This is a genomic window from Mycobacterium sp. TH-M15, from assembly GCF_057473705.1.
In genome coordinates this window covers 1-7224 of record NZ_JBYCLB010000647.1, presented here as the reverse complement: position 1 = coordinate 7224, position 7224 = coordinate 1, and the positions used below count along the sequence as shown (strand labels likewise).

Annotated in this window: 12 protein-coding genes and 1 tRNA gene; 8 read left to right on the top strand and 5 right to left on the bottom strand. The window is 69.7% G+C overall.

The genetic code is table 11. The features are described from left to right. On the bottom strand, window positions 1-1228 hold a 1228-nt coding region (locus AC2VNT_RS15895; RefSeq protein WP_486947768.1), incomplete at its 3' end, for an arginine--tRNA ligase. 112 nt (window positions 1229-1340) lie between these two features. Between AC2VNT_RS15895 and AC2VNT_RS15890 the strand changes: the two genes are divergently transcribed. After that, a tRNA-Arg gene (locus tag AC2VNT_RS15890) sits at window positions 1341-1416 on the top strand. Between the two features lie 96 nt (window positions 1417-1512). Here AC2VNT_RS15890 and AC2VNT_RS15885 read toward each other — a convergent pair. Then, complete coding sequence (locus AC2VNT_RS15885; RefSeq protein ID WP_486947767.1) at window positions 1513-2712, bottom strand: tyrosine-type recombinase/integrase; 1200 nt, start codon at window positions 2710-2712, stop codon at window positions 1513-1515. Next, window positions 2699-3178: a helix-turn-helix domain-containing protein gene (locus AC2VNT_RS15880; protein ID WP_486947766.1), complete on the bottom strand. Its 480-nt coding sequence runs from the start codon at window positions 3176-3178 to the stop codon at window positions 2699-2701. The genes AC2VNT_RS15885 and AC2VNT_RS15880 overlap by 14 nt, the downstream gene beginning before the upstream one ends. A 113-nt stretch (window positions 3179-3291) precedes the next feature. On the opposite strand from AC2VNT_RS15880, the gene AC2VNT_RS15875 reads away from it, so the two are divergent. From AC2VNT_RS15875 to AC2VNT_RS15845, 7 genes are all read left to right on the top strand, one after another. Beyond that, window positions 3292-3516: a helix-turn-helix domain-containing protein gene (locus AC2VNT_RS15875; protein ID WP_486947765.1), complete on the top strand. Its 225-nt coding sequence runs from the start codon at window positions 3292-3294 to the stop codon at window positions 3514-3516. Next, window positions 3513-3827: a hypothetical protein gene (locus tag AC2VNT_RS15870; protein ID WP_486947764.1), complete on the top strand. Its 315-nt coding sequence runs from the start codon at window positions 3513-3515 to the stop codon at window positions 3825-3827. The genes AC2VNT_RS15875 and AC2VNT_RS15870 overlap by 4 nt, the downstream gene beginning before the upstream one ends. A gap of 51 nt (window positions 3828-3878) precedes the next feature. Beyond that, window positions 3879-4070: a hypothetical protein gene (locus AC2VNT_RS15865; RefSeq protein ID WP_486947763.1), complete on the top strand. Its 192-nt coding sequence runs from the start codon at window positions 3879-3881 to the stop codon at window positions 4068-4070. A gap of 81 nt (window positions 4071-4151) precedes the next feature. Next, a complete protein-coding gene (locus AC2VNT_RS15860) occupies window positions 4152-4814 on the top strand; it encodes a hypothetical protein (RefSeq protein WP_486947762.1) in 663 nt (220 codons plus the stop codon). Beyond that, window positions 4811-5158, top strand: coding sequence for a glutaredoxin domain-containing protein (locus AC2VNT_RS15855; RefSeq protein WP_486947761.1), 348 nt, complete (start codon window positions 4811-4813; stop codon window positions 5156-5158). The genes AC2VNT_RS15860 and AC2VNT_RS15855 overlap by 4 nt, the downstream gene beginning before the upstream one ends. Further along, window positions 5155-5703, top strand: coding sequence for a hypothetical protein (locus AC2VNT_RS15850; protein WP_486947760.1), 549 nt, complete (start codon window positions 5155-5157; stop codon window positions 5701-5703). The genes AC2VNT_RS15855 and AC2VNT_RS15850 overlap by 4 nt, the downstream gene beginning before the upstream one ends. Further along, complete coding sequence (locus tag AC2VNT_RS15845) at window positions 5696-6127, top strand: hypothetical protein (RefSeq protein ID WP_486947759.1); 432 nt, start codon at window positions 5696-5698, stop codon at window positions 6125-6127. The genes AC2VNT_RS15850 and AC2VNT_RS15845 overlap by 8 nt, the downstream gene beginning before the upstream one ends. Before the next feature lie 60 nt (window positions 6128-6187). Here the strand turns inward: AC2VNT_RS15845 and AC2VNT_RS15840 are convergent, their stop codons facing one another. Then, a complete protein-coding gene (locus AC2VNT_RS15840) occupies window positions 6188-6808 on the bottom strand; it encodes a hypothetical protein (protein ID WP_486947758.1) in 621 nt (206 codons plus the stop codon). Between the two features lie 50 nt (window positions 6809-6858). Further along, on the bottom strand, window positions 6859-7224 hold a 366-nt coding region (locus AC2VNT_RS15835; RefSeq protein WP_486947757.1), incomplete at its 5' end, for a LysR substrate-binding domain-containing protein.

Here is a 7224-nt window from a genome sequence, read left to right as displayed (position 1 = left end):
TCGGGGTGTCCACCGAGGAGCGGGTCAGGCTGTAGCGCGCGGCGTCGACGCCGATCGCCTCGACCAGGTCGTCGAGGGTGATCACGGTGCCGGCCCGTTTGCTCATCTTCACCGGCGCCCCGTCGCGCACCAGGTTGACCAGCTGGCCGATCAGCACCTCGACGCAGCCCGGGTCGTCGCCGAACGCGGCCGCGGCCGCCTTGAGCCGATTGATGTAGCCGTGGTGGTCGGCGCCGAGCATGTAGATGCACAGGTCGAAGCCGCGGGCCCGCTTGTCCAGGTAGTAGGCCAGGTCGCCGGCGATGTAGGCGGGCTTGCCGTCGCTTTTGACCACCACCCGGTCCTTGTCGTCGCCGAACGCGCTGGTGCGCAGCCAGGTGGCGCCGTCCTTCTCGTAGATGTTGCCGTTGGCCCGCAACCGGTCGATGGCCTGCTCCACCCGGCCGGAGGTGTGCATCGAGTCTTCGTTGGTGTAGACGTCGAAGTCGGTGCCGAACTCGTGCAGCGACGCCTTGATGTGGCCGAACATCAGATCGACGCCGACCGCCCGGAACGTCTCGTGTCGCTGCGGTTCGGGTTGGCTCAGCGCGTCGGGGGCCTTGCGGAGCACTTCGGCGGCGATGTCGGTGATGTAGCTGCCGGCGTAGCCGTCCTCCGGGGTCGGCTCGCCGGCAGCGGCGGCGACCAGCGAGGTGGCGAACCGGTCGATCTGGGCGCCGTGGTCGTTGAAGTAGTACTCGCGGGTGACCTCGGCACCCTGGCTGGACAGCAGCCGGCCCAGCGCGTCGCCGACCGCGGCCCACCGGGTGCCGCCGATGTGGATCGGGCCGGTCGGGTTGGCCGAGACGAACTCCAGGTTCACCGTCAGCCCGGCCAGCCCGTCGGAGTGGCCGTACGCCGGGCCCGCGGTGACGATGTTGCCGACCACCACGCCCTGGGCGCCGGCCTCGATGCGCAGGTTGACGAAGCCGGGGCCGGCGGGCTCGGCCGAGGAGATGCCGGCGGTGCCGGCCAGTGCCGCGGCCAGCCAGCCGGCCAGCTCGCGCGGGTTGACGCCCGCCTTCTTGGCCAGCTGCAACGCCAGGTTGGTGGCGTAGTCGCCGTGCTCGGGGTTGCGCGGCCGCTCGACGGTCACCACCGCCGGCAGCGCGGCGGCATCCAAGCCGTGCTCGACCAGCACCGCGGCGGCGGTGGTCTTGAGCAGCTCGGCCAGGTCGGCGGGGGTCACGAGGCTCCATCCTATGGTCTGTGGTGGTCAGGCCCCGAATCCGTCCGCTGACTGGGGTCGGGCCGCGATGCGATAAGCTGTCGGGGCCCAATGGCGCACCGGCTGTGCGTGCGCCCCCGTAGCTCAGGGGATAGAGCGTCTGCCTCCGGAGCAGAAGGTCGCACGTTCGAATCGTGTCGGGGGCACCAGGGTTGACCAGGCGTTACGCTGTCGGACCGGCGCCGGACCGGGGCCGCGTGAGGGCGAAAAGTCACACAAAAGTCACACGCGGTCCGGATGTGATGTCACACGGTGCCCGTCTGGGGTTTGCTGGCGGGCCGGTTGATCTCCCCCAGCGTCCGCGCGGCGTCGCGCAGCGCGTCCGCGTCGGCGTGCAGGTAGATGCGCGCGGTAACCGAGGGATCGGAGTGGCCGAGCCAGGACGCGACCGTCGCCAACGGCACACCACGGGCCATCATCGACGTCGCGCACGAGTGCCTGGCGTCGTGCAGCCGAACATGCGGGACAGCCGCGAGCCGGAGACAGCGTGTCCACCTGCGGCTCACATGGTCAGGCCGGTACGGCCGCCCGATGGCGTCGGACAGCACGTACTCCCCGCCCCGGTACGCCCCGGCGGCGGCCAACCTCTCCTCGGCCTGCTTCGCCTTCGCCCGCCGGAGGACGCGAACCAGGTCCTCGGCGAGCGGGAGGGTGCGGATGCTGGCACGGGTCTTCGGTGCGTTCTCGACGATCTCGGACCCGTTCTGGACCCGGGCGTTCGACAGCTTGACCTCACCCTTGCCCAGATCGACGTCGGACCACCGGAGGCCCGCGAGGTCCTCACGTCGGAACCCCGACAGCGCAAGGTAGTAGAGCGGGGCGTCGCGCTCCTGATCCGCCTGGGCCAGCACCGCCTGAGTCTGCTCGGCGGTGAGCGTAGTGGCCTTCGGCTCGCCCTTCTCGAACCGCTCGACGTCGCGGGCGGGGTTGGCGCGAACCAGCTTCCGGCTCAGGGCGTAGTCGAGCAAGTTCTCCGCCGCCTCGATGGTTTTGTTGAGCGAGCGGGTCGCGTTGGGCTTCCGGTACCTCGGCTTCTCCGGCGTGCTCTTGGGGGTCGGAACCACTCCCCCGGCCTTGAGGTCACGGAGGAGCGAGTCCAGGTGGACGCGGGTGAGTTGCTGGATCGGCAGTGCCCCGTAGACCTGCCGCAGCGGCGCGATGTCGTAGGTGCTGTTCCGTAGCGTGGTCGGCCGGGAGCGGTGCAGCGAGGCGAGCCAGGCCGCCGTCACCTGCTCCACCGTGTCCCCGGTCGGCAGGGCGTAGAGACCGTCGGCGACCGCCCGCTTCGTGGTGTCGTGGAACGCTATGGCCTCCCGCCGGGTGTCGAAGGTCCGATTGACCCACTTCCACTTCCCGGTGCGGGGGTCCTTCCCCACCCGCATACGGACCCGGTAGCGGCCGTCATCGGTCCGGGTCACCCCCGGCGGCATGTCATTCCGTGCCATCGCGATTCTCCCTCTCCCATGCGAACTTCGGTGTTGATCGCTGGTGCCACTCGCGACGCATCCGCTCGTCGTACCAGCGCCGCTCGATCTCGGCCTTCACTCCCTCGGCCCGCTCCAGTGCGTCCCACCACGGCTCATCGCGCAGCGGGGCGTGGCCGGTGATCCAGTCCCATACCTGCTCGGCGGCCAATGGTTCCTCGGGGTCGAACAGGTAGACCACTCCCCCGCCCTCCTCGTCGGGGAGATCGGGTTGCGGCATCAGTAGGAGCGCCGGGGACACGTCCAGGGCGGCGGCGAGGCTCATCAGATCGTCCACGTCAACCCTCCTGACCCCCTGCTCGATCTCATGTATCGCGTTCGCCGGGAGCCGTGCCGCCGGGCGGTCCAGGGTCCGGGCGGCCAGGCCGCGTAAAGAGACGCCCCGCTGCTTCCGGATGCGCTGGAGGTTCTGTGCGACGGCCTGCATCGGCAGGCCCGCCCGTACTGGTCCTTTTGCCACACGCTGATACTCCCAGACACTTCGCGATATTTGTCGGATTTTGTCCTCAACATGAGGACACGTCGTGATACAGTGTACTCATGTTGAGGACAATCACGACTCATCCCGACCCGGAGCGGGACGCGCAGAGCGATGACGACCTGCTCACCGTGCTCGAAGCGGGCACGGAGGTTCGCGCCAGCCGGTCCACCGTGTTCCGGCTGATCCGCAGCGGGGAGCTGGCCAGCATCAAGGTCGGCCGCGAACGACTGGTCCGGCGCGGCGCGCTGCGGGAGTTCGTCCGGCGGCGTGAGGGCCAGAAGTGACCACCTCCCCCTCGGCCACCGACCTCCACACCGCGATCCGCTCCGCCCTCCCGGACCCCGAGGCCATAACCGGCCCCGCCCTGGCCGCCGTTGCCGCCGACGTGACGGTGCAGTTCCCCGGTGTGCCGGTCGGTGAGGTGCGCCGGGCGGTGTGTCTGCTGGCGGTCGGGAGTGCCGAGGAGCTGGACGAGGAGCAGGGTGTCGAGCCGCCGGGGGCCACTGACAGCCCGCACTACGACGCGCTGGTCGCCGTCGCGGAGGACGCGGTGGCCGAGGCGAACAGGGTTTGGGCCGGTCACGCAACCGCATGAGACGTCCCCGGCCGCAGGTGGCCGGGATCAGGAGAAGAAGGAGAAGTACGCATGGAATACGACGACTTGACCGGTCCGGCCCGCCGAGCGGTCGAAGCGGTCATCGGAGCGTCGACGCCGGGAGCCGACCGTGCAGAGGTGGAGGCGGAGACACGCCGCCTGCTCGATGGCACGAAGGCCGAGGTGTGGACGGCGGAGGACTTCCTCGCTGGGAAGGAGGGGGTGCGCCTGCCCCTGACATGACGAAAACCCCCGCGTGAACAGGGGTTTTCGCTGAATGAATACATTTGTCCGCTTTTCCCACGAACACGAGGAGTCTAACAGATGACCACCAAGTCCCCGACGATTGCGGAGATCGTCGCCGAGCACATCGAGGAGCTGAAAGCCCTCACCACCCATACCGAGTTGAAGGAGTGGGCCGACGACAACGGATTGCTGACTCAGCAGCGGTTCCCGCGCTTCAAGACGGCCCTGCTGGAGCACGGCATCGACTACGCCGCAATGCGGGCGACTGCTGATCAGGCCCGCCGCGAGTCCGCGAAGCACGCGATCACGCTGTACAGCGATGCGAAGGCGAGCAAGCTCCGCTTCGGCATCTGCGACCAGGGTGGCCAGCCGGTCTGGCACGGCCGGGATTTCGATGAGAACGGCGAGCAGTCCGCCGCCGAGCTGGGCGCCGCGAAGAAAGCCATCTGGCTGGCTGGCAAGGTGCGGGAACGCTCCGGGCTGGACAGCATCAAGCTGACCCTGCTGGTGGACGCTGAGTGGCTGACCCACGCCAACCGGGAGACCGGCGGCGGGCAGGCCGCGCAGCTGCGGAGGGCTGCCGCCAAGGCGGGCGTCGTCCTCGACGTGCGCTGGATTCCCGGCCGCGAGAACCCGGCCGACGAGTACACCATCTGCACCGGGTACATGAAGTGGCAGTCAGGGATCGACCAGATCACCGTCACCGAGATTTCGGCTGATGCCGAGGGGGTGGTCGCATGACCACCCGTCCGCCGACCATGCTGGTCTACACGCTGCCCGCGTGCCCCGATTGCACTCGCACGACCAGCTGGCTCCGCGACCACGGCGTCGTGCACCGGGTGATCCGCGTGGACCGCGACCCCGAGGCCCGCGAACACCTCCGCGCCCTCGGCCACCGGGCTGCGCCGGTGGTCGTGGCCCCTGACGGGTCCAGCTGGTCCGGCCACCGGCCGGAGTTCCTGGCGGCCCTGCTCCCCGATCCCGACACCGCCACCACCACCACCACCGGCGCGGCCGGGCAGGGCGGTCGGGCGGCGGGCAGGCGGGACGTCACTGCGGCTGGGCGACGGGCGGTGACGGCGTGAGCACCCTGGATCACGGTGACGACCTCGACGCCCTGAGCGCCCGGCTGGATGCGATGATCGCCCACCACCGCCGGGCGCGGGAGGTACAGCCCGAGCGGCTGGCGGACCTGCGCTCCCGGCGGGACGCCGCGCGGGCAGAGATGCTGGAGGCCGAGCCGTGGACAGACTGCGTTCGGGCGGTGCCGACGACCGACGCCGTGACCGGCGAGCTGGTCGGGATGATGGGCGTCCCTGACCTCGACGGGAAGGACCTGTGGGGTGCGCGGCTGGCCTTCGACGTCCTCGACGCGGCCGGGGATCGAGACCGGTTGTGGGAGGCCCTGGACGTATATTTCGCGGCGCTACGCCACCACCCTGAGCACCTGATGCTCGTGTTCGCGTCTGCGCTGCGGACCATCGGCGAACACGTCGTCCCGGTGCTGCTGGAGGCCCTGGAGCACGGCGGCCGCTACGACCACCGGGTCCATCTCGCCGGCGCGGCGCGGAACGCCTGGTCCACCCGGCTGGGGGACGTAGCGGACGACGAGGAGGCTGACCATGCCTGACGACAACTGGCCGATCATCGCATCACTGTCCTCCTCCGTCCGGCACGGCGGCGCTGGACTCGACCATGTTCCGCCGTTGCTCCGGGACACGATTGAGAACGGCCGCTGGCGTTGGTTCATCACAGGGAGCAACGCGCTGGTCGAGTACGCGGAGGACGAGTTCGACAAGTTCCTGAGCACTGAGCCGGAGGCGGGTCTGGGATCGACGCCCGAGATGGTCCGGCGCATCGTCGCCGGTGATCCAGACCTGGCTGAGCGGCTCGACGAACTGCTGCCGCCCGGGGAGAGCCTGGTCCTCCTGCGCGCGACGACGCCGGAGGGCATGGCGGCGGAGCTGCGCGCCCGTCTCGACGCCGCCACGATCCGCAAGCTGGCCGCAGCGCTGGCCGAAGGCGAGGCAGCACTCCGGGACGTAGATGGGTAGTCCGGAGCGGGAGTAGGGAGGCCCTGGCCGTCATGCGGCCGGGGCTTTCTGCTGTTCGCCTCAGCCCGGGAGGCCGAGGCGCTGCGTCCAGGCGTCGCCGGTGTGATCGGCGGTCGGATGCCAGCTCACCATCACCGATCGGTCCAGCGTTTGTGCCGCCACGATGAGGTCCAGTTCGACCGTCTCACGTCCGTCGACCGTGTCGTAGCGGTTGCTCCTGCCGCCCCCTGGCCGAAAGGTGCCGGGAATCGGTCGGGCGGGCTGACCGGTGACCTCCACCCGGTATTTGCGTCGGTTGGTGAGGTTGGTCAGCCGGAAGTCCATCGACGATCCCATGCGGTCGAGCCGCCACGGGAACTGCTCCTCTGCATCGGCGGCGTCCTGGAGTAGCTCCGCCTGTTTCTCCTGGGCGGCGGCTGACCGCTCGGCGGCCCCGGCTGACCGATCCGCTGCTGCCGCCGCGTTCTCGGCGGCGGCGGTCGCTCGCTCGGCGCGCTCGGCTTCGGCCTCGGCCCTAGCCTCAGCGGCCTGGGCGGTGTCGCGGGCGGCCTTCGACTGCCGGGAGGCACGCCACGACAGCGTGCCGAAGACGGCGGCGAGGATGACGCCCAGCCACGTCGGCACGATGTCGCCCCAGTGCTGCGACAGCCAGTGGAGGGAGGTGTGGACCCAGGTCGGCACGAACAGCAGCGTACGTCGAGCCGGTCCCGGGGGAGATGCACACGCGCGGGTCAGACAGGTCCCACGGCAGCGTGCAGGGCTGCTCGGGCGGCACTGATCGTGGGGTGTGTACCGGTGCCTCGGCGGTACGCCAGGTGCGTTTTTCGGCGGATGTCGAGTGGGGTCAGGATGACATTGTCTGGCGTTGCGGTGTCACCGAGTTCGGGCACGAGAGCGACACCTTGACCGGCGCCGACCAGGGCCAGAACCGCCCCGAAGTCGTCGATGTGGTGGCGGAGGCGCGGAGTAAATCCTGCGGATCGGCAAGCACTCATGGTCAGGGTGTTGCACAGGGTGCCGGGGGTTCCGGTGATCCAGTCACCACCGCCGAAATCAGTCAGCGTTCCACCGGTCGCTGAGGCTAGGTGGACCGCTTC